Here is a 22408-nt window from a genome sequence, read left to right as displayed (position 1 = left end):
GTACGACACACTCGTACCGGACGAGACACCAACCGTTCGTGCAAGATCGTCGGGATCTTCGGGGGCAGCGCGGTCCCGGGGTGACGGTTAGGGTCGCGGGGCATGTGGCCGTTTCGGAAGAAGAAGGCTGTGGTGGCGCCGGCTGCGCCCAAGCCTGAGATGACGTTCGACCCGTTCCTCGGGGACGCCGACGCCCGCCGGTTGAGCCGGCTGCTCGGCGATCGCGACTGGGCTGCCGCGCGGACCATCATCGACGATCCGGACCCGCGGCGACACGCGTTCTACGTCAGCATCGCCTCGACCAAGTCCGGGCTGATGGAGTGGATCGACGACGCGGTTCGCAGCGATCCCGAGCCGACCCTCCCGCTGCTCGTGAAGGGGAAAGCGGCGATCGACTGGGCGTGGGAGGCCCGCGGCAGCGGCTACGCGGACTCCGTCGCCGAGGACGCCTGGAAGGTGGTCCGGCAACGACTGCTGCTCGCCGAGAACTGCCTGGACGACGTCCTGGACCGAGACCCGACGAACGTCGAGGCGCTGGCCGCGAAGGTCACGCTCGCCAGCGCCCGGTCCAAGGGCCTGGAGGAGATCCGGTCGCGTTTCGCAGCGGTGATCGCGGTCGCCCCCACCCACCAGAACGCCCACTGGTCGATGCTGCAGGCGCTGTGCCGCAAGTGGCACGGCAGCTCGGAGCTGATGTTCGAGTTCGCGCGCGAGCGGGCCGCAGCCTACCCCGGCACCGGCCTGCCCGTCCTGATCGCCGAAGCGCACCTGGAGGAATGGCTTTCCCGCAAGCGCGACTACGAGTATCTGGAACAGCCCGAGGTCGGTGCCGAGCTGAGGGCCGCCGCCGAGCAGTCGATCTGGCACCCAGGCTTCCCCGAAGGTCCGCGGACGGCGGTCATCTGGAACACGTTCGCGATGGCGTTCGCGATGGGCGACCACTATCCCGAGGCCGAGCGCTGCTTCGCGCACATCGGCGACAACCTGGCCACCCGGTCCCCATGGTCGTACTGGGGCAAGCCCGGCAGGGCCTTCCTCAAGTTCCGCGACCGGACCCGCGACAAGCTGGCCGAAGGGGCCTGATCCGGACGGCCCGGCGCGCCGCCCTCGCCGGATCGCTTCCCACGATCCGGCGAGGGCACCGGCACGGGCGGCCGTCAGGCGAGCAGTTCGTCGGCGATGACGCTCAGCCGCTCCGCGGTGAGCCGGGACACCAGTGGACCCTCCACGCGCAGGGTCACCGAACGTCCGTCGGTCTCGTACACCCGCACCGTGCGGACCGCCCCGCCGGCGGTGTCCCAGACCGTGACCACGCTGTGGTCGGCCCGCAGCGTGCAGTCCGTGGCTCCGGCCTCGGGACAGGCCGGCGGCGGCGGGCAGCCACCGCCGGAGCACGGCGGGGTCATCTCGGCTGACACCGAGCCCTGCCCGTCGACCGTCACCTCCGTCCGGTAGCCGGTCTTCGAGGTGCCCTCGGTCGTAGGCAGCGCGATCCGCCCATCGGGCAGCCGCTCGCGCAGCAGCAGCGTGAGCAGGGAGCCCGTGTCCTCGATCGCGGCGTCGCGGGTCGGGCGCGGGCTCGGCGAGCGCCCCGGGAACAGCGACAGCCCGGGATCCTGCGCGATGTCGGTGAGCTGTTTGGGGGTCAGCGGCGCGACCACGCCCGCGGGCCGGGTCTCCCCGGTCACCCCGGGCACGTTCACCGAGACCATGACCCCGGTCCCGTCCTCCCGGTACGCGTGCACCTGCGCGGTGTCGGCGAAGTCGGTCGCGAAGACTACGGCTCCGGTCGTGGTGACCTCGTACGAGCAGCCGTGGTCGCCGTCGGCCGTCGTCGGGCACACCCGGACTCGGCTCGGCGGATCCTCCGTCAGCTCCGAGACCTCCACGTGCAGCACCGCCGTGCCGCCGGGGCCGGACAGGCTCACCCGCGCGTCGTACTGCGCGTATTCCGGCCGGTACACGAAGACGGTCTCGGTGAGGGGGGTCGCGGCGCGGCCGGGCGCGGTCGCGGCGAGCACGTCGCGCAGCGCCGCCGAGAGCCGGGCCACGGTGTCGGCGCACTCCTGGGCGGAGGGCGCGGCCGGAAGGGACGCGGAGTCGGAGGCCGCCCTGGTCGGGTTCGGGCCGGGCGTCGGGCACACGGCTTCGCGCAGGCCCGAGGTGAGGCTGCCGCCACCGGCGTACAGCGCGGGCGCCAGCAGGAGCGCGGCGACCAGCACGGTGGCCGCGGTGCTCGCGCCGCCCCAGCGCAGCAGCCGTGATCGTCGCTGCTCTCGGGCGATGAAGGAGTCGAGATCGATACGGCTGGGTGGCGCGCCGTCGGTCGCGGCGCGCATCTGTTCGGGCAGGTCGTTCATGGGTCAGGCCTCCTCGGCGACCAGCCCGGCACCCTGCAGGCGCGCGCGCAGCGCCTCCAGGGCCCGGGACGTCTGGCTCTTCACGGTGCCGGTGGAGCAGCCGAGCTCGGCCGCGGTCTGCTCGACCGACAGGTCGCAGAAGTACCGCAGCACGAGCACGGCCCGGCGGCGGGCCGGCAGTTCGGCGAGCAGGGCGACGACGGCCAGCCGGTCGGCCACGCCGTCCGCGCCGGTCTCGGTCGAGGACTGCTCGGGCAGCACGTCGAGGGCGCGTTCCCGCCGCCACGGGCGGCGGCGCTCGTTGAGCATCGCCCGCAGCATCGAGGTGCGCACGTAGGCGTCCGGATTCTCCATCCGCGACACCCGGTCCCAGTGGCGGTAGAGCCCGGTCAGCGCGGAGGACACCATGTCGTCCGCGAGAAACCAGTCACCGCTCAGCAGGTACGCGGTGCGCCGCCACTGCTCCAGGCGGCCCGCCGTGTACTCCCGGAACCCTTCGACGTCCTTCGCCATCCCGCCCCCTCGCTCCGCCCCTTGAACACGGGGCGGGCGGTGCCGGGTTGCCCGGACGGCGGGGCCGGTTCAGCGGGCGGCGGGCTGCTCCGGGGAGGCGGGCTGCTCGGGGATGGCGGCGGGCGTCGGCCGGCGCAGCCAGATCAGGCCGAGCACCGGGAGCGCGAGCGGCAGGTAGCCGTAGCCCTCGCCGAAGCCGGACCACACGGTGGCGTCGGGGAAGTCCTGCGGCTGGAGCACGCTGAGCGTGCCGACGGCGAGCACGCCGACCAGCTCGACGGTGAAGCAGGTCAACGCCAGGCGGCGGCCGCCGGCGTCGCCGCGCACCAGGCCGACCGTCGCGACGATGTAGAGCACCGCGGCCAGGGCGCTGAGCAGGTAGGAGACCGGGGCTTCGCTGAACTTCATGATGATCTGCACGCCGGCGCGGCAGGTCGCGGCGACGGCGAACAGGCCGTACACGAAGACGAGGACGCGACCCAAGCCGGTGTTGACGGGTTTAGGCACCGAACACCTGACCGATGCGCAGCACGAGGACGGGCACGATGAGCGCGGCCACGCCGATGATCACGCTGCCGAAGCGGGTGGGCTCCATCTTGCCGACGATCCAGGCGCCCGCGGGCAGGAGCAGCATCGTCAGGGCGTACCCCAGGAAGGTCGTGGTCTCCCGCGGCGAGTGACCACCGATCCAGCTCGCCACGGCCGCACCGACCAGCAGCACCGCGGCGATGCTGACCACGACGGTGCCGATCAGCTGCACGCGGTCCGGGGCGCGGTTGAGCGCGGCCGCCAGCAGCGCGACAGCGGCCAGCAGCAGGGCGACGACGGTCGTCGCGGTCGAGAGCACAGCGGGCATGCGCGCCACAGTATCCGCCGAGGCCGCCCCGGCCGCGCGCACCTCCACCCCGGGTAGCCCACACCACCGCCGGGCACACCCTCCGCCCCTAATGTTGATCATGAAGTTGTGGCAGCGACACACCGTCGAGCCGTGCCATAAGTTCATGATCAACGCGGGAGGGTCAGGCGGCGGTGCGTTTGTGGGAGGTGGGGGTGGGGGTGCGGGGGGTGGGGACGCGGGCGCGGGTGGGGCGTTTGGGGGGGAGTAAGGGGGCCAGGCCGGTTACCAGGGTGGAGACGAGTTCGGCGGCGTGGCGGCCGTCGGGGTCGTGGTCGGGGTCGAAGACGGTCAGCTCCATGCCGAGGCAGTCGGGGGTATTGACCAGGCCGGTGAGCAGGAGTTCCAGCTCGGTGAGCGCGATGCCGCCGGGCTCGGGGGCGTCGACGGCGGGCATGACCGCGGGGTCGAGCACGTCCACGTCGATGTGCACCCAGTAGCCGGCGCAGTCGGCCAGGCGCTCGCGGGCCCACTGCGCGGTGCGGCGGGCGCCCTCGGCGCGCAGGGCGGTCGCCGGGCGGGTGGCGAACCCGGCCGCCTGCAGGTCGAGGCGGTACTCGTCGTGTTCGCGGATGCCGAGCACGACGACGTCGGTGTCGCGGAAGTACGGGCGCCGGCCCTCGATCCCGGCCAGCTCGGTCTGGCCCCGGCCGGTGACCAGCGCCAGGTCCTCGCCCGCGGCCGCGCCGACGTACGGCGCGTTGCCCGGGTGCCGGAAGTCGGAGTGCCCGTCCACGAAGACCAGCCCGATCCGGCCGCCGACCTCCTCGCCGAGCCGCCGCATGGCCAGCGCCGAGCCGAGCAGGATCGAGCAGTCCCCACCCAGCACCAGCGGGAACTCCCCGCCGTCGACGATCGCGCCGATCCGCTCCGCCAGCCGCACGCTGTACGAGTGGATCTGCAGCGCGTGGGCCACCCCGTCGCCGGGACGCCAGTCACCAGGGTCGTAGCGGGGCGGGGTGAGGCAGCCGGCGTCGCGCGCGTCGAGCCGGGTCAGCAGCTTCTTGTCGCGCAGCGCGCCCGGCGCCTTGGCGCAGCCGGGCACGGAGGTCTCGGTCGGCGGGCGCAGGCCCAGGTTCGACGGCGCGTCGAGAACCGCGATGCGGCGCATACCTCTCCCCCCTGGCCTCATGCACGCTGGTGGGGAGTTCCCGGCGGCCCGCCGTGCGGGCGGGCCGTCCGGGACGGGCCACTAGCGGTTCTAGAACAAAGCGCTGGCCAGGGCACGCCGCGCGGCCGCCACCGCGGGGTCGTCCGGGCCGGCGACGGCGAACAGCGACACGAGGTGCTGGCGCACCGTCTCCCGATCGTCACCGTAGACGCGGCGCACCAGATTGACCAGCCGCTGATACGCCTGCTCTGCCTGACCGCCCAGCACCTCGACATCGGCCGCTTTCAGCTGCGCGGCCAGGTCGTCGGGCGCGGCGTCGGCGGCGGCCACGGCCGCCTGCGGGTCAAGTCCCGCCACCCGCTTGGCCAGCACGACCTGGGCCAGGCCGGCCTCGGCGGCGGCGTCCTTCGGCGAATCCGACAGGATCTTGCGGTACGCCTTCTCGGCCTCGTCGAGGTCACCCATCATCAGGGCGTCGTCCGCCGCTTCCAGGCGCGGGTCATCGGGCACGGCGACCTCGACCCCGCCCGCCCGCAGCACAGCGTCCAGCCACTGGCGCAGCTGCGCGGGCGGCACCGGACCGGCGAACGCGTCGATCGGCTGCCCGCCCACGACGGCGTACACCGTCGGCACGCTCTGCACCCGGAACATGGCCGCCAGCCGCGGGTCGGCCTGCGCGTTCACGCGCGCCAGCACCCAGCTGCCGCCGTCAGCCGCGTTGAACTGCGCCAGCTCATCGGCGAGCTGGTCCACCTCGGGATAGCCCGGTGCGAGGAACGCCACCACGACGGGCTGGCTCATCGACTTCTGCAGGACCTCGTCCTGCACGTTGGCCTCGGTCACGTCGACCACGTGACCGCCCCCCGCGGGCGCCCCGGGGAAGCCGCCGTTGCCGCCGTTACCACCGTTGCCGGCCGGGCCCGCCGCGCCAGCCGCCGGGGTCGCCGCCGCCTGCTGACTGCGCGCGGCCAGCGCGCCGAGATCCACCGCGCCACGCGTGAAGATCGACTGTCCGGGTCGGAGATCGCTCATGGTTACCCAGTCTCCCACGCCGGTAACAATCCCCCCGCAAAGGTCCCACCCCACCCATAGATCGCGACGATCTTGCGTGAACTGTTGCCGTTTTGCCGGGTACGAGCGTGTCGTACCCACAATCCACGCAAGATCGTCGCGATCTTGAGGTCAGAAGCGGGCGGGTTCGCGGTAGACGCCCCATTCGGCGCGGAGGGCGTCGCAGATTTCGCCGAGGGTGGCTTCGGCGCGGCAGGCGTCGAGCATGGCGGGGACCATGTTGGCGTCCGTGCGGGAGACGTCGATCATCTTCTGGAGGGCGGCGTCCACGGCGGCCTGGTCGCGGTCGGTGCGGCGGGCCTGGAGGAGTTTGACCTGCTCGCGCTCTACCTCGTGGGAGACGCGCATGATCTCGAGGTCCTTGGCGATGGTGCCGGTGTGGCAGTTGACGCCGACGATGCGCTTGTGGCCCTCTTCGAGGGCGCGCTGGTAGATGTAGGCGGAGTCGGCGATCTCGGAGGTGAACCAGCCGTCCTCGATGCCCCGCAGGATGCCGCTGGTGATGGTGCCGTCGGTGCCGCGGTCCTTGATGCGCTGGAAGATGGCCTCGGCCTCGGCCTCGATCTTGTCGGTGAGGGCCTCGACGTACCAGGAGCCGCCCAGCGGGTCGGCCACGTTGACGATGCCGGTCTCCTCCATGAGGACCTGCTGGGTCCGCAGGGCGATCTCGGCGGATTCGTCGGTGGGCAGGGCGAGGGTCTCGTCCAGAGCGTTGGTGTGCAGGGAGTTGGTGCCGCCGAGCACGGCCGACAGGGCTTCGACGGCGGTGCGGACCACGTTGTTGACGGGCTGCTGGGCGGTCAGCGAGACGCCGGCGGTCTGCGTGTGGAAGCGCAGCCACTGCGCCTTCTCGCTGGTCGCGCCGTACACGTCGCGCATCCAGCGGGCCCAGATGCGGCGGGCGGCGCGGAACTTCGCGATCTCCTCGAAGAAGTCGATGTGCGCGTCGAAGAAGAAGCTCAGGCCGGGGGCGAAGACGTTGACGTCCAGGCCGCGGGACAGGCCCAGCTCGACGTAGCCGAAGCCGTCGGCCAGGGTGTACGCCAGCTCCTGCGCGGCCGTCGCGCCCGCCTCGCGGATGTGGTAGCCCGACACCGACAGCGGCTTGTACTTCGGGATCTCGTGGGCGCAGTACTCCATCAGGTCGCCGATGAGGCGCAGGTGCGGCTCGGGGTCGAACAGCCACTCCTTCTGCGCGATGTACTCCTTGAAGATGTCGGTCTGCAGGGTGCCGTCGAGCTTGCTCAGTTCGGCGCCCTGGCGCTCGGCGGCGACCAGGTACATGCAGAACACCGGCACCGCGGGGCCGGAGATGGTCATCGAGGTGGTGACCTTCTGCAGGTCGATCCCGCCGAACAGCACGTCCATGTCGGCGGCCGAGTCGATCGCCACGCCGCAGTGGCCGACCTCGCCCAGCGAGCGGCCGTCGTCGGAGTCGCGGCCCATCAGGGTGGGCATGTCGAAGGCGACCGACAGGCCGCCGCCGCCGGCGCCGAGGATCAGCTTGTAGCGCTCGTTGGTCTGCACCGCGTTGCCGAAGCCGGCGAACTGGCGGATGGTCCAGGTGCGGCCCCGGTAGCCGGTCGGGTACAGGCCGCGGGTGAACGGGAACTCGCCGGGCCAGCCGATGCGCTCGAAGCCCGGGTACTCGACGCCCTCGGCGGGACCGTACAGCGGCTCGACCTCGACCCCGCTGAGCGTGGTGAAGTCCGCGTGGCGCTTGTGCGCCTTGTCGTACCGCTGCTGCCAGCGCTCGCGACCGGCGGCGATCTCGTTCGCGTCCACGTTTCCTCCCGGGGTCTGATACCTGGATCACAGGATTTCGAGCACAGCGTAGCCCGATTGCCTGAACGATCGCTCAGCCAGTCGCTACCCGCCGGTCACATCACCCCGGCCGCCCGGGCCGCGTGTGAACAGGTCACGGCCCGTTCAGGGACTGTTTACTCGGACCGGCCCTGCCTGTTATCTTCTGGCCCACTATGGCCGCGGGCCGCCTCTGGCCCGCGCGTCCCGGAGCGGGCGGCGAAAAGGCCCATCGCCCCAGGTGAACGCACGCGAGGGGGAGCCTGTGCAGATGCTGCGCCGGATGCGGTCGGTCAGCGCCAAGGCCCGCCGCGTGACCCGCCAGCCGAGCCGCGCCCTCAAGTACGCGCTCTACCGCGCACAGCTGCGCCTGCCGCTGGACGAGCAGCTCGCCGTGTACTCCGCGTACTGGAACGCGGCCTACAGCTGCAACCCGGCCGCGATCTACGAGAAAGCCCGCGAGCTGGCCCCGCACATCCGCGGCGTATGGGTGGTCAAGGCCGATCGCGTGCGTTACATCCCGCCGGGCGTGGACTACGTCGTCGAGGAGTCCCCGGCGTACTTCCGGGCCATGGCCCGAGCCAAGTACTTCATCAGCAACGCCAACTTCCCCGAGTACGTCGTCAAGCGGCCCGGCTCGGTGGTCGTGCTGACCCACCACGGCACCCCGCTCAAGCTCATGGGCATGGACGGGCTCACCTTCGCCGGGCGCGACGGCACGGGCAGCGCCGAGCTGCGCAAGGTCGTGGCCAAGTGGGACTACAGCATCGCCGCCAACCCGTTCTCCACCCAGGCCTGGAACACCGCCTTCCCGGGACGCTACGAGTCGCTGGAGTACGGCTACCCGCGTAACGACATCCTGGTGAACGCGAAGCCGGAGCACCGCGACCGGGTGCGGGCCGAGCTGGGCATCGCCCCCGGCCGGCGGGTGGTGCTGTACGCGCCGACGCACCGGGGCGGCAACTCCGCCAAGACCTCGGTCTACCTCGACGTTGCCGCGCTGGCCGAGGCGCTGGGCCCGGACGCCGTGGTGCTGACCCGCTCGCACTACTTCTACGAGGACCGGCCCTCGGCCGCGGCCGGCGCGGCCCGGGTCGTGGACGTGACCAGCCACCCCCGGGTCGAGGACCTGTACCTGGCCGCCGACGTGCTGATCACGGACTACTCGTCGACCATGTTCGACTTCGCGGTGCTGGACCGGCCGATCGCCGTCTACGCGTCGGACTGGTCGTACTACAAGCGCACGCGCGGGGCGTACTTCGACATCGCCGAGGAGCACCCCGGCGTGTTCGCCACGACCCAGGAGCAGCTGTTCGAGCTGTTCGCCTCCGGCGCGGTCGACGGCGAGGACGCGCGGCTGCGGCGCGCGGCGTTCCGGGAGCGCTTCTGCGCCCTGGAGGACGGCCGGGCCGCCGAGCGCGTGGTGCGCCGGGTGCTGCTCGGCGAGCAGGTCGACCACCGCCCCGCGGCCGCACCGCGCGTGCCCCGCCAGGCCACCCCGGCCGACCAGCCCGCCCTCTCCTGACCCCATCCCGCCCGGCCCGCCGCCCCGCTGTCTGCCGGGCGGTCGCTCGATCGTGCGCAACTCTTTCACAGCGGTGAATACTTCGTTACCATCCGGTACACGAAATTGCTTCACGTAAGTGCGTCGGCGGCGGCCCTGTCGCGTCAGGCTGCGCGTGGGCCTGCTGTCCGATGCGGATCAGCGGCCCCGTCCCCGTCCTGCCGAAGGGATCCACCCCATGTCCCGACGCGCCACCCGCCCCCATGCCCGGGTCAAACGCCCCCTAGCCGCCACGTTCGCACTGGTCACGGCCGGTGCGTTCGCGACGTTCGGGCCCGCCGCGGCGCCCGCCGCCGCGGCCGTGCTCGCCCCGAACGACTACTGCCTGGCCGAGTGCTCCGACATCCTGCCGCCCGGCCAGAACGGCAACGCCACCCTCGTCGACATCCTCGGCCACCAGGCGTTCGGCACCCGGCCCGCGCACTCGGCCGACCAGCTCGACCGGTACGCCAACCTCGTCTACAACTACGCCGGGCTCACCGACGAGCAGATCCCGTCGTACTTCAACGACGCCTCCTTCGGTGTGCCCGCCGGGCAGGTCGAACGCAGCTACTCCCCCCGCTCCGACGTGACCGTGGTGCGCGACAAGGCCACCGGCACGCCGCACGTCACCGGCACCACCCGCGCCGGGACCATGTTCGGGGCCGGCTACGCCGGAGCCGAGGACCGGCTGTTCACCATGGACCTGCTGCGCCACGTCGGCCGCGGCACGCTCACCCCGTTCGCCGGCGGCGCGGCGGGCAACCGCTCGCTGGAGCAGAGCGTGTGGCGCAACGCGCCGTACACCGAAGCCGATCTCCAGGCACAGGTCAACGCCCTGCAGAACCTCGGCACCCGGGGCGCGCAGCTCTACACCGACGTGCAGAACTACATCGCGGGCGTCAACGCGTACATCGCCAAGTGCATGGCGGACCGCAACTGCCCCGGCGAGTACGTGCTCACCGGCCACCTCGACGCGATCACCAACGCGGGCGGCCCGGTGCAGTTCACGATGACCGACCTGATCGCCATCGCGGGCGTGGTCGGTGGCCTGTTCGGCGGCGGAGGCGGCGGCGAGATGGAGTCCGCGCTGGTCCGCGTCGCCGCGCGGGCCCGCTACGGCGCGGTCGAGGGCGACGCGGTGTGGAACGCGTTCCGCAGCCGCACCGATCCCGAGGCCGTGCTGACCGTGCACGACGGCACGAGCTTCCCGTACGGCGCGGCCGACGACAACGCCGCCGGAGTCGTGCTGCCGGATGCGGGTTCGGCCGTGTCCGAACCGGTCGTCACCAACCCCACCGGCTCGGCGACCAGCTCCGTCACCGCGCAGTCCGACATCGCCGCGGCCCTGGGCAGCCTGCGCATCGGCAACAAGAGCAAGGGCATGTCCAACGCCGCCGTGATCTCGGCCGCGCACTCGGCGACCGGCCACCCGATCGCCGTGTTCGGCCCGCAGACCGGCTACTTCTCCCCGCAGTTGCTCATGGTGCAGGAGCTGCAGGGCCCCGGCATCAGCGCGCGCGGCGCGGCGTTCGCCGGACTCAACCTGTACGTGCTGCTCGGCCGCGGACAGGACTACGCGTGGAGCGCCACCTCGGCGGCACACGACATCACCGACACCTACTCGCTGCCGCTGTGCACCACCGACGGCAGCGCCCCGACCCTGAGCAGCAACAAGTACCTCTACCGGGGTGTCTGCACCGCGATGGAGGAGCTGTCGCACACCAACGCGTGGACGCCGAGCGTCGCCGACGGCACCGCCGCCGGGTCGTACAAGCTGGTCACGTACCGCACCAAGCTCGGCCTGGTGGCCTGGCGGGCCACCGTCGGCGGCGTGCCGCACGCCTTCACCCGGCTGCGCTCCACCTACCGCCACGAGGCCGACTCCGCGATCGGCTTCCAGATGTTCAACGACCCCGCCGCGATGGGCACCCCCGCCGACTTCAAGACCGCCGCGGGCAACGTCGGCTACTCGTTCAACTGGTTCTACGTGAACTCGACCGACACCGCCTACTTCATGTCCGGCAGCAACCCGCAGCGCGCCGCGGGGCACAACCCCAACCTTCCAGTACGCGGCGACGCGGCGTACGAATGGCAGGGTTACCAGCCCGACACCAACAACGCGACCTGGGCGGCCAACGCCACCCACCCGCAGTCGGTGAACCAGGACTACTACATCAGCTGGAACAACCGGCAGGCCAGGGACTTCGGGGCGGCCGACGGCGACTTCAGCTTCGGCTCGGTGCACCGCGGCGACCTGCTCGACGCCCCGGTCAAGGCCGCCATCGCGAGCGGGCACAGGTTCACCCGCGCCTCGCTGACCAGCCTCGTCGAGAACGCCGGGGTCACCGACCTGCGCGGCTGGAAGGTGCTCGACGACCTGCTCCGGGTCGTCGAGAGCCAGGCGGTCACCGATACCACGCTGGCCGCCGCCGTCGCCAAGCTCAAGGCCTGGCAGCAGGCCGGTGCCCGGCGGGTGGAGACCACCCCCGGATCCAAGGTGTACGCCCACGCCGACGCGATCCGCATCTTCGACGCCTGGTGGCCGCTGCTGGTGAGCGGCCAGTTCCAGGGCGCGCTCGGCAACGGCCTCTACCAGGCGCTGGTCGACGCCATGTCGATCAACGAGTCGCCGTCCGGCGGCCAGAACGGCCCCGGCTCCAGCCTGCCCGGCTCGCTGAACTCGGCCCAGGCCCACAAGGGCTCCTCCTTCCAGCACGGCTGGTGGGGGTACGTCGAGAAGGACGTGCGGACCGTGCTCGGCGACCCGGTCGCGGGCGGGCTCGGCCGCACGTACTGCGGCAACGGGGTGCTCAGCGCCTGCCGCACCGTGCTGCTGTCCACGCTCGGCACCGCGAACGGGCAGGCCGCGACCGCGGTGTACCCCGGTGACGAGCACTGCGCGGCCGGGGACCAGTGGTGCGCGGACGCGATCCTGCAGTCGGCGCTGGGCGGCATCACCGCGCCGCTGACCGCCTGGCAGAACCGGCCGACGTACCAGCAGGTGGTGTCGTTCCCGGCTCGACGCGGGCAGGACATCACCAACCTGGCCCAGGGCCGCCCGGTCTCGGCGAACGGCAGCCAGCTGTTCTACCCGGTCGGCAACGCCGTCGACGGCAACCCGACCACCCGCTGGAGCAGCAGCTACGCCGACAGCCGGCAGATCACCGTCGACCTGGGCAGCGTACGCAGCGTGGGCCGGACGATCCTGCGCTGGGAGGCGGCGTACGGACGCTCGTACCGCATCGACGTCTCCACCGACGGCAGCACCTGGACCACCGCCTGGTCCACCACCACCGGCAACGGCTCCGTCGACAACAACACGTTCACCCCCGTCAACGCCCGCTACGTCCGTATGCAGGGCATCCAACGCGCCACCACCTACGGCTACTCCCTCTGGGAGTTCGAGGTCTACAGCCGCTGACCCCACCCCACCTGCGACAACTCTTAAAGTCTTGCGGCCTCCGAAGGACTCGGAGGCCGCAAGTCTTTAAGAGTTGCGAAAGGGAGGTGGCCCGGGTCAGTGGGCGGCGGGGGCGGTGGCGTGGCCGTCGACGAGGTGGAGTTCGGTGTCGCAGGCCGCGGCCGCTTGGGGGTCGTGGGTGGCGAAGACGACAGCGGCGCCGCGGTCGGCTTCGGCGCGCAGGAGGGTCAGCACCGTCTGGCGGTTGGCGGCGTCGAGTTCGCTGGTGACCTCGTCGGCCAGCAGCACCGGGCCGCGCAAGGCCAGGCCGCGGGCGATCGCCGTACGCTGCTGCTGCCCGCCGGACAGCTCCTCGACCAGCTGCTCGGCCTGGTTCGCCAACCCGACCCGCTCCAGCGCCTCGGCGGTGAGCCGGCGCGCGTCGGCCGCCCGCACGCCCGCCGACACCAGGGCGACCAGCACGTTCTCGGCCGCGGTCAGGGTCGGGGCGAGCCCGTTGTGCTGCGGGATCAGGATGATGCCCTGGGTGACGGCCTGATCGCGGTCGCGCAGCGGGGTGCCGTCGAGGGTGACCTGGCCCTCGACCGGGCGCAGCAGCCCGGCCAGCGCCCAGAGCAGCGTGGTCTTGCCCGCGCCCGACGCGCCCGTGACGGCCAGGATGCGGCCCGGCTGGGCGGCCACGCTGACGTCGCGCAGCACCGCGCGGTCCTTGCCGTACGCCATGGTGATGCGGTCGGCGAGCAGCATCCGGGTCATCAGGCCACCTCACGGCTGTAGTCGGGGACGATCTGCCCGCGCCGGGAGTAGGCCGCCGCGCCGTCCTCGGGCTCGTACTCGTCGGCGACCACCACCGCGCTGCCCGGCTGGGCGGCGTGGGCCGGGGCCAGCAGCACCGTGCCGTCGGGGCGCGCGTGCACCCGCAGTCTGGTGCCGGGCGGGAGCAGCGCCAGCACGTCGGGCGGCAGGTGCACCGAGCCGTCCCGGCCGACCACGGCGAACTCCTCGCCGAGGCGGCCCTCGCCGCCGACGCGCCCGTCGCGGATGGTGACCTGGCGGCCCATACCCGCGCCGACCTCGGGGTCGTGGGTGACCACGACGACCGTGGTGCCGGCCCGGCGCACCGACTCCAGGGCCGCGATGACCTCGTCGCGGGCGACGGAGTCGAGCTGGCTGGTCGGCTCGTCGGCGAGCAGCAGTCCCGGCTTGTGCGCCAGCGCCACGGCCAGCGCCAGGCGCTGCCGCTCGCCGGGGGTCAGCTCGTGCGGGCGCTGACGCAGCCGGCCGCGTACGCCGAGCAGGCCGACCAGGGCCAGCACGTCGCGCGGGGCCGGCAGGTCGGCGACGCCGTGGGAGCGGGCGGCCCGCTGGGCGAAGCGCACGTTCTGCTCGGCGGTCAGGTACGGCAGCAGGTTGCGCTCGGCGCCCTGCAGCACGACGCCGACCTCGGTGGCGCGCATTCGGGCCAGGTCCGACTCGGACGCCTTGGCCAGGTCGGTCTCGCCGACGGTGGCCCGCCCGGCGGCCGGCCGGATCAGCCCGGCCAGCAGCGAGAGCAGCGTGGACTTGCCGGAGCCGGATGGGCCCAGCAGGGCCACCGACTCGCCGGGCGCGATGTCCAGGTCCACCCCGCCGAGGGCGACCACGTCGTAGCCTTCCAGCCGGTAGATGTAGACCAGGCCGCGACAGGTAACCGTGCCGTTCACCGGCCGCCTCCTCGGATCAGTTCAGGGGTGGCCCACTTGACCAGCCGGCCACCGCGCACCACCGCCAGCACGAGCACCAGCAGCGCACCGGCGATCGCCAGCGGCAGCGCGTCCAGGGTGAGTCCGGGCACGAGCGCGCCGAGCACGTCCCCGGTCAGGTTGGGCGCTCCGGCGGTGCCGACGGTGACCAGCGGGATGCCGGGCAGCATCAGCGCCGCGGCCCCGACGCCGACCAGCAGCCCGACGACCATCGGCAGGCCGATCAGCGCGAGCCGCTCCCGCCGCAGCGCGCGGCGCAGCACGTTCGGGCGTACGCCGGTGACGCGCAGCGCGGCCAACTCGGCCCGGCGGTCGCCGGCGCCCAGCCGGGTGCTGAGCATGAGCACGCCCAGCGCGAGCAGCGCGGCCGCGATACCGGCCAGCAGGTAGAGCCGCAGCCCCAGCGCGGGGGCGCGGCGGCCGAGCCGGGCCAGCTCGTCCGGCACGGTCTCGGTGCGCAGCACCTGCACGCCCTGGCCGGCCAGCTTCGCGGCGAGGTCGGCGGGGGCATCCGGCGCGGCCCACACCTCGTAGCGCAGGTCGCTCGCGTCGGCCAGGCCCTGCGTCACGGAGGCGGCCCGGGTCGCCAGGTCGAGGTCGAACAGCAGGCCGCGCTCACCGGCGCGGGGCAGCAGCGCGGCCTTCTCCAGCACGCTGAACCCCTGCGGCGCCTCGGCGAACGCGGGCAGGTCGAAGTGCTCCGGATCGTCGCTGCTCGGCGCGGGGCCGGCCAGCACCGCGGGCAGCTCAGCCGGGGTGTCCAGGTAGGAGACGAGCACGTCGCCCTGGTCGGCGGAGTTCACGCTGAGGCCGAGCTGCGGGCCGGGGGTGACCCGTACGGTCGCGTTGGGCGTGCGATCCACCAGGAAGCGCCACGCCGACGACTCCGCGAAGCGCAGCGGCAACTGCTGCCCGCCGGAGCTGAGCGACTGCACGGTCAGCTCCACCTGCACGGGGCCGCTCTCGCCGGCCTCCCGGCCGACCGCCAGGCCGACCACGCGGCAGGGCGTGGCCGCGCAGGCGGGCGCGGGGGCGATGTAGTTGCGCGTGCCCTCCCGCAGCTTGCCCAGCCAGACGATGCTCGGCGGCTCGCCCGGTGCGGACAGCACCGCGCCCAGGCGGGCCGGCGTCGCGCCGAGCGAGCTCACCGCCGCCCGCGCGGTCAGCTGGCCGCCGACCTCGGCGACCTGCGGCGCGTCGGCGCGCAGGCGGCCCGCCAGCAGCGACAGCGTGGCGGCGTCGTGGTCGCGCCAGATGGCCACGGCGGGCAGCCGCTCGGACTGCACCCCGATCAGCTCGACCCGCTGGTTGTTGTAGAGCTCGTCGACGCGCACCACGGCCATCGAACGGTTCGTCGGATCGGCCGCGGCCAGCGCCTTGACCAGCGCCTGCGGGTGTTCGGCGGAGACGGCGTAGACGGTCGGCGCGCCGACCGCGTCGTCGGCCCGCTGGGCGCGGGCGTCCGCCGCGACGTCCCAGGCGGTGGCCGAGAAGGTCAGCAGCGCGACGGCGGCGGTGAGCACCGCGACGGTGCGGGCCGCGCCCGGCCGGCGCGACAGCTGTGCCGCCGACAGCATGGCGGGCAGCCGGCCGCGGCGGCGGGCCAGGCCCAGCCGCACCCGCGACCACAGGCTGAGCAGGCGGCCCGCGAGCACGCCCGCGACGATGGCCAGCGCGGCCGGGGCCAGCAGCGCCAGCGGAGCCGACCGGTCGCGCAGCGCCGCGGCCAGCGAGGCGATCGCCAGCGCGGCGGCCACGCCCTCCAGCACGCCCGCCCGCCAGGTGCCGCGCTGCGGCACGCGCCGCAGCAGACCGAGCACGCTGCGGCCGAGCGTGGCACGGGCGGCCAGCCAGGCGGCGAGGCAGGCGATCAGCAGGCCGCCCACGGCGGCGGCGAGCACGGGCCACCGGATCTCGGCGTGTACGCCCTCAGCGAGCACCGAACGCGCGGCCAGCTCGACCGCGCCCAGCCCGGCCGCCAGGCCCAGGGGTGCGCCGAGCACGATCAGCAGCAGCGTCTCGCCCAGTCCGAACCGGACCGTGCCGCCGGTGCCGTAGCCGCGCAACCGGGCCAGCGCCAGTTCCGGGCCGCGCTCCTCGGTCAGCGCCGCCACCAGCAGCAGCAGCACGACGAAGGCCAGCAGGACCAGCGGCACCGCGATGATGGGCACGGTCCGCGCGAGGGCGTCCTGGTCCTTGGCGGCGTCCTCGACGATCGACGGGAGCGCCGTCTCGACCTGCAGCTCGAACCCGTTCAGCGCCAGGCCGAGCGTGCCCAGTTCGTCGCGCAAGGCGGTGACGTCGTCCAGCCGCACCTGACCGGGACGCAGCGGGTACGTCACGGACAGCGTGACCGGCACCGCGTCGCCCAGCCGCACGTCGTCCTCGGCGCCGGTGAACACGGCGTCCAGGCGCGGCGCGCCCTCGCCGCCCGACTGGGCCTGCGCGAAGTAGCCGTTGTTGCCCCAGTAGGACTCCTCCGGGGCGAGCGGGGTGTAGAGGCCGACGACCTCATAGGACCGGACCGCCGCCTCGCCCTGCGCGGGGCGTACCGACACCTTGTCGCCGACCTCGACGCCGGCCTCGGCCGCGGCGCGCTCGCTGAGCAGCACCTGCTCGGCGTCGATGGCGCAGTCGCCGGTGATCCGCAGGTGCGCGCACGCGCCCTGGTGCCAGGCCAGCCGGGCCGCAAACCGGTTGGTGCGGTTGCTGCTCAGCGTCGTGTCGACGCTGACCGAGCCGACGGGCCGGTCCAGCACCGCGGCCAGGTGCGGCGCCTTGGCCAGCGCCCCGTTGACCGTGGCCTGGGTGTCACCGACCGGCTGGTGTGCGGCCTCGGCGGTGTCGGCGCTGCCCTCGGCGGTCACCGTGACCGCGGCGGCGGTGGCCGGGGCCGCGCTCAGCGCGTCGGTCAGCACCGACTGCTGCGCGGCGCGACCGTACGCCGGGGCGAGCACCGCCGCGGCGGTGGCGAACGCCGCGAGCGCCAGCACCACCGCCGACCGGCCGGAGCGGTGCCGGATGCCCCGCATCATGACGGACCAACCGGTCACCGTCGCCTCCACGCGTAAGAGCCCTATGTGCCCCGACACCTTAGCGATTGGTCAGTCCGCCCGTGAAGTCGCTTCGCCTATCGTTGCCAACCCGCATCCGAGCAGCTCTCGGCGCGGATTCACCTGCTCACACAGCGTTAGCGGACACCCTGATCGGCCGTTGCGCCGGTGGATGCGGAGCAAGCGAATGGGTGCAGAGCAGAGTCCGCGGGACCTCATGTGCCCGCGACGACGCGGTGCCGGTCAGACCAGCTCGTCGAGCAGCTGGGTGGCCGCGGCGTACGGGTTGAGGGAGCCGGCGACGACCTTGTCGGCGAGCGCGGCGAGTCCCTCGCCCGGCAGCTCGGCGAAGCGGGCGCGCAGCTGACCCAGGGCCAGCGCCTCGATCTCGGCGGCGGCCCGGCGGCGGCGGCGCACCGTGAGCTGGTCGGTGTCGACCAGCCAGGCCCGGTGCTCCTCGATGGCCGCGACGATGCCGTCGATGCCCTCGGCGCGCGCCGCGACGGCCTTGACCACGCGCGGCCGCCAGTCCCCCGGGCCGCGGTCCGACCCGCCGAGGGCGATCATGCCCTGGATGTCACGGTGGGTGGCCTCCACACCGTCACGGTCGGCCTTGTTGATGACGAAGATGTCGGCGATCTCCAGGATGCCCGCCTTGACGGCCTGGATCGCGTCGCCCATGCCGGGCGCGAGCAGCACCAGGGTGGTGTCGGCCAGCGAGGCGATCTCGACCTCGGCCTGCCCCACCCCGACCGTCTCCACGAGCACCACGTCGAAGCCGACGCCGGCCAGCACGCGTACCGCCGCCGGGGTCGCCGCCGACAGCCCGCCGAGATGCCCCCGGCTGGACATCGACCGGATGTAGACGCCGGGATCGGTGGCATGGTCCTGCATACGGATCCGGTCGCCGAGAATCGCGCCCCCGGTGTACGGGCTCGACGGGTCGATCGCCAGCACCGCGACCCGCTTGCCGGCCGCCCGGAACGCCCGCACGAGTTCGTTGGTCGTCGTCGACTTGCCCACACCGGGCGACCCGGTCAGCCCGACCACGATCGCGCCGCCTGCGGTGGGCGCCAGCGTCGCCGCGATCTCCGGCAGCGCCGCCGACCCCGACTCCACCAGCGTGATCAGCCGTGCGACCGCCCTCGCCTCGCCCTCCCGCGCCCGAGCAACGAGTTCAGCAACCGAGCGCTGCGGCGCAGGCGACAGGGACGGTGTGCTCGGCTCGGTCATCAACTCAACCATTCGCAGACGGCGGGACGGGTCAGCAGGTGCGCCTCAACTCTTAAAGAGTCGCGGCTTCCGGTTGGCCGGATTGCCGCGACTCTTGAAGAGTTGCGCCACGGGCGGAGGGCGGCGCGGAGGGCCGCCCGGTGTTAGGTCAGGGGGCGACCTTGAGGATCAGGGCGTCGCCCTGGCCGCCGCCGCCGCAGAGGGCGGCCGCGCCGGTGCCGCCACCGCGGCGCTTGAGCTCCAGGGCCAGGGTCAGCGCGAGGCGGGCGCCGGACATGCCGATCGGGTGGCCCAGGGCGATCGCGCCGCCGTTGACGTTGACGATCTCCGGGTCGATGCCCAGCTCGCGGGTCGACTGGATGCCGACCGCGGCGAACGCCTCGTTGATCTCGACCAGGTCGAGGTCGGCGGCGGTCAGGCCCTCCTTGGCCAGGGCCTGCTTGATGGCGTTGGCCGGCTGGGCGTGCAGGGAGTTGTCCGGGCCGGCCACGTTGCCGTGCGCGCCGATCTCGGCGAGCCAGGTCAGGCCCAGCTCCTGCGCCTTCTCCTTGCGCATGACCACGACCGCGGCCGCGCCGTCGGAGATCGGCGAGGACGAGCCGGCGGTGATGGTGCCGTCCTTGGCGAAGGCCGGGCGCAGCTTGCCGAGGGTGTCGGCGGTGGTGTCGGGGCGTACGCCCTCGTCCTCGCTGATCACGATCGGGTCGCCCTTGCGGGCCGGGATGGTGACGGGGGCGATCTCCTCGGCGAAGCGGCCGTCCTTGATCGCGGCGGCGGCGCGCTGGTGCGACGCGGCGGCGAAGGCGTCCTGCTCGGCGCGGGTGATCTCGTAGCGGCCGTTGTGGCGCTCGGTCGACTCGCCCATCGAGCACTGGTCCCAGGCGTCGGACAGGCCGTCGTGGGCCATGTGGTCCTTGACCACGACGTCGCCGTACTTGTACCCGGTGCGCTGGCCGATCATCAGGTGCGGGGCGTTGGTCATGGACTCCATGCCGCCGGCCACCACGATGTCGAACTCACCCGCGCGGATGAGCTGGTCGGCGAGCGCGATCGCGTCGAGGCCGGACAGGCAGACCTTGTTCACGGTCAGCGCGGGCACGCTCATCGGAATGCCGGCGCCCACGGCGGCCTGGCGGGCGGTGATCTGGCCGCCGCCGGCCTGCAGCACCTGGCCCATGATCACGTACTGCACCTGGTCGGGGGAGACCCCGGCGCGCTCCAGGGCGGCCTTGATGGCGACCGAGCCGAGCTGCGTGGCCGACAGGTCCTTCAGGTTGCCGAGCAGGCGGCCCATCGGGGTGCGCGCTCCGCTCACGATCACAGAAGTCATGGGTTACCCCTCCGAGTGGCCTGGTTCACGTATCGCCTTAACGATGGTTCGGTCAGACTAACCGCATGACCGATCCCGCAGCCCTGTCGACCTCATCACAGGGCATTCCGTCACAGTCCGTGGGTCTGCAGCGCATCGATCACGTGGGCATAGCGGTGCCGGATCTCGACGCCGCCATCGCCTTCTACGAAGGTACGTTCGGGATGACCTGCGTGCACACCGAGACCAACGAGGAGCAGGGCGTCCGCGAGGCGATGCTCCAGGTCGGGCCGAGCCCCGACGGCGGGGCCGTGCAGCTGCTCGCGCCGCTGCGCCCCGACTCCCCCATCGGCAAGTTCCTGGACCGCAGCGGCCCCGGCATCCAGCAGATGGCGTACACCGTCGCCGACATCGACGCGACCTGCGCCGCCCTGCGCGAGCGCGGGGTGCGGCTGCTCTACGAGACCCCGAAGCGCGGCACCGCGGGCTCGCGGATCAACTTCGTGCACCCGAAGGACGCCGGCGGTGTGCTGGTCGAACTGGTGGAGCCCGGCCACGGCCACTGACGGCCCCGCGGCCACGGCGGCTGAATGATCGTTAAGCCGAGCGTGGACTTTTTCACACACCCGTTCCCGCCGAAGCTACCGACCAGTAACGTCCGGCTCACCTGACCCGCCATGTGTGCCCGACCACATGGCGACCCACAGGAGGGCCCGCCAAGGATGGCCCGCAGACCCGGAACTCACCGCCCGCAGCGCGAGCGCGGGACGCCGCAGTTCCCTCACCACGGAGGTGGCGCCGTGCAAGACATCCTCGACGTGATCATGGAAGCCGAGAACGCGGCCGACCCGGCCGCGCGGCTGCGGAGCCTGGCCGACGTGCCGGTGCCCGCCTCCTACCAGGGGATGGTGGTACGCGAGGACGAGACCACCATGTTCGACGGACTGGCCACTCGCGACAAGGACCCGCGCAAGGCCCTCCACCTGCAGGAAGTGCCGGTGCCCGAGCTCGGGCCGGGCGAGGCGCTGATCGCCGTGATGGCCAGCGCGGTCAACTACAACACGGTGTGGACGTCCATTTTCGAGCCGCTGTCGACGTTCGGGTTCCTGAAGCGATACGGACGGTTGTCGGCGCTGACGAAGCGCCACGACCTGCCGTACCACGTGGTGGGTTCGGACGCGGCGGGCGTGGTGCTGCGCACCGGCGCGGGCGTGACGAAGTGGCAGGCCGGCGACCAGGTCGTGGCGCACTGCCTCAACGTCGAGCTGGAGGACGCGGCCGGCCACGACGACACCATGCTCGACCCGCAGCAGCGCATCTGGGGCTTCGAGACCAACTTCGGCGGCCTGGCCCAGCTCGCCATCGTCAAGGCCAACCAGCTCATGCCCAAGCCCGCCCACCTGACCTGGGAGGAGGCGGCCAGCCCAGGGCTGGTCAACTCCACCGCGTACCGGCAGCTGGTGTCCCACCACGGCGCGAACATGAAGCAGGGCGACGTCGTGCTGATCTGGGGCGCGAGCGGCGGGCTCGGCTCGTACGCCACCCAGATGGCGCTCAACGGCGGCGCGATCCCGGTGTGCGTGGTGTCCTCTCCGGAGAAGGCGGAGATCTGCCGCCGGATGGGCGCCGACCTGGTCATCGACCGTGCCGCCGAGGGCTACCGGTTCTGGTCCGATGAGCACACCCAGGACCCGGCCGAGTGGAAGCGGTTCGGGGCGCGCATCCGGGAGCTGACCGGCGGCGAAGACCCCGACATCGTGTTCGAGCACCCGGGCCGGGAGACCTTCGGCGCCAGCGTGTACGTCGCCAAGAAGGGCGGCACGATCGTCACCTGCGCTTCGACCAGCGGCTACGAGCACCAGTACGACAACCGCTACCTGTGGATGTCGCTCAAGCGCATCATCGGCAGCCACTTCGCCAACTACCGCGAGGCGTGGGAGGCCAACCGCCTGATCGACCTGGGCCGGGTGCACCCGACGCTGTCGAAGGTGTTCCCACTGGAGCAGACCGGCCAGGCCGCCTACGAGGTGCACCGCAACACGCACCAGGGCAAGGTCGGCGTGCTGTGCCTGGCTCCGGCGGAGGGGCTCGGCGTACGCGACCAGGAGAAGCGGGCCCGCCACCTGCCCGCGATCAACCGCTTCCGCGGGGTGTGACCTCGGGCTCATCACTGCTGAAGACACGGAAGGCGGAAGCGCAACGGCGCGCTTCCGCCTTCCGGCATTTCCGGCAATACTGACTATTGGCTTCCGGTATGGATCTTCCGGCTGGAATGGCACTAGCACTTTCGGCGTCCTCAGCCCGCATCCGGTGGGCGAAAGTGACCCCACGCCCTTGCGCGACACCCGGGG

Annotated in this window: 16 protein-coding genes and 1 pseudogene; 5 read left to right on the top strand and 12 right to left on the bottom strand. The window is 72.6% G+C overall.

Annotation, left to right across the window (positions count from 1 at the left end; translation table 11 throughout):
• Positions 1-102: 102 nt before the first annotated feature.
• Entirely contained in the window at positions 103-1083 is a 981-nt protein-coding gene (locus ACFQO7_RS18460; protein ID WP_376807503.1) for a hypothetical protein, read from the top strand.
• 74 nt (positions 1084-1157) lie between these two features.
• Here the strand turns inward: ACFQO7_RS18460 and ACFQO7_RS18455 are convergent, their stop codons facing one another.
• The 7 genes and pseudogenes from ACFQO7_RS18455 to ACFQO7_RS18425 form a co-directional block, all read right to left on the bottom strand.
• Entirely contained in the window at positions 1158-2360 is a 1203-nt protein-coding gene (locus ACFQO7_RS18455; protein WP_376807502.1) for a hypothetical protein, read from the bottom strand.
• A gap of 3 nt (positions 2361-2363) precedes the next feature.
• Complete coding sequence (locus ACFQO7_RS18450) at positions 2364-2873, bottom strand: SigE family RNA polymerase sigma factor (protein WP_376807501.1); 510 nt, start codon at positions 2871-2873, stop codon at positions 2364-2366.
• Between the two features lie 69 nt (positions 2874-2942).
• Positions 2943-3380, bottom strand: coding sequence for a hypothetical protein (locus ACFQO7_RS18445; RefSeq protein WP_376807500.1), 438 nt, complete (start codon positions 3378-3380; stop codon positions 2943-2945).
• The gene (locus ACFQO7_RS18440; protein WP_360520785.1) at positions 3373-3729 is read right to left on the bottom strand and encodes a hypothetical protein; all 357 of its coding nucleotides are present in this window, start codon (positions 3727-3729) and stop codon (positions 3373-3375) included. The genes ACFQO7_RS18445 and ACFQO7_RS18440 overlap by 8 nt, the downstream gene beginning before the upstream one ends.
• Positions 3730-3919: 190 nt before the next feature.
• Positions 3920-4879 (bottom strand): annotated as a pseudogene (locus ACFQO7_RS18435) (arginase family protein); the annotation flags it as partial.
• Between the two features lie 90 nt (positions 4880-4969).
• Positions 4970-5911 (bottom strand): tetratricopeptide repeat protein, encoded by a 942-nt coding sequence (locus ACFQO7_RS18430; RefSeq protein WP_376807499.1) that lies wholly within the window; start codon positions 5909-5911, stop codon positions 4970-4972.
• Between the two features lie 150 nt (positions 5912-6061).
• Positions 6062-7735 carry an acyl-CoA mutase large subunit family protein gene (locus ACFQO7_RS18425; RefSeq protein WP_376807498.1) on the bottom strand — a complete coding sequence of 558 codons (1674 nt, stop codon included), beginning with the start codon at positions 7733-7735 and terminating at the stop codon, positions 6062-6064.
• A gap of 289 nt (positions 7736-8024) precedes the next feature.
• Here ACFQO7_RS18425 and ACFQO7_RS18420 point away from each other — a divergent pair, with 289 nt between their 5' ends.
• Positions 8025-9278 carry a CDP-glycerol glycerophosphotransferase family protein gene (locus ACFQO7_RS18420; RefSeq protein WP_376807577.1) on the top strand — a complete coding sequence of 418 codons (1254 nt, stop codon included), beginning with the start codon at positions 8025-8027 and terminating at the stop codon, positions 9276-9278.
• 217 nt (positions 9279-9495) lie between these two features.
• Positions 9496-12720, top strand: coding sequence for a penicillin acylase family protein (locus ACFQO7_RS18415; protein WP_376807497.1), 3225 nt, complete (start codon positions 9496-9498; stop codon positions 12718-12720).
• 96 nt (positions 12721-12816) lie between these two features.
• On the opposite strand, the gene ACFQO7_RS18410 is transcribed toward ACFQO7_RS18415, so the two are convergent.
• From ACFQO7_RS18410 to ACFQO7_RS18390, 5 genes are all read right to left on the bottom strand, one after another.
• The gene (locus tag ACFQO7_RS18410) at positions 12817-13476 is read right to left on the bottom strand and encodes an ABC transporter ATP-binding protein (RefSeq protein WP_376807496.1); all 660 of its coding nucleotides are present in this window, start codon (positions 13474-13476) and stop codon (positions 12817-12819) included.
• Complete coding sequence (locus ACFQO7_RS18405; RefSeq protein WP_376807495.1) at positions 13476-14423, bottom strand: ABC transporter ATP-binding protein; 948 nt, start codon at positions 14421-14423, stop codon at positions 13476-13478. Before ACFQO7_RS18405 ends, ACFQO7_RS18410 begins: the two co-directional genes overlap by 1 nt.
• Positions 14420-17515 (bottom strand): FtsX-like permease family protein, encoded by a 3096-nt coding sequence (locus tag ACFQO7_RS18400; protein ID WP_376807494.1) that lies wholly within the window; start codon positions 17513-17515, stop codon positions 14420-14422. Before ACFQO7_RS18400 ends, ACFQO7_RS18405 begins: the two co-directional genes overlap by 4 nt.
• Positions 17516-17758: 243 nt before the next feature.
• Positions 17759-18748, bottom strand: a complete 990-nt coding sequence (gene meaB, locus ACFQO7_RS18395) for a methylmalonyl Co-A mutase-associated GTPase MeaB (RefSeq protein WP_376807493.1) — start codon at positions 18746-18748, stop codon at positions 17759-17761.
• A gap of 148 nt (positions 18749-18896) precedes the next feature.
• Positions 18897-20078, bottom strand: a complete 1182-nt coding sequence (locus tag ACFQO7_RS18390) for an acetyl-CoA C-acetyltransferase (RefSeq protein WP_376807492.1) — start codon at positions 20076-20078, stop codon at positions 18897-18899.
• A 65-nt stretch (positions 20079-20143) separates the two neighbouring features.
• Here ACFQO7_RS18390 and mce point away from each other — a divergent pair, with 65 nt between their 5' ends.
• Together mce and ccrA are read left to right on the top strand one after the other, a co-directional pair.
• Positions 20144-20623 carry a methylmalonyl-CoA epimerase gene (gene mce, locus ACFQO7_RS18385; protein WP_376807491.1) on the top strand — a complete coding sequence of 160 codons (480 nt, stop codon included), beginning with the start codon at positions 20144-20146 and terminating at the stop codon, positions 20621-20623.
• A gap of 234 nt (positions 20624-20857) precedes the next feature.
• Positions 20858-22213, top strand: a complete 1356-nt coding sequence (gene ccrA / locus ACFQO7_RS18380) for a crotonyl-CoA carboxylase/reductase (protein WP_360520815.1) — start codon at positions 20858-20860, stop codon at positions 22211-22213.
• Positions 22214-22408: the final 195 nt, after the last annotated feature.

It is taken from the genome of Catellatospora aurea (assembly GCF_042663325.1).
Lineage (GTDB): Bacteria > Actinomycetota > Actinomycetes > Mycobacteriales > Micromonosporaceae > Catellatospora > Catellatospora aurea.
Note: the sequence above shows the minus strand (reverse complement) of the source record. Positions and strands in the feature narration are given on the sequence as shown.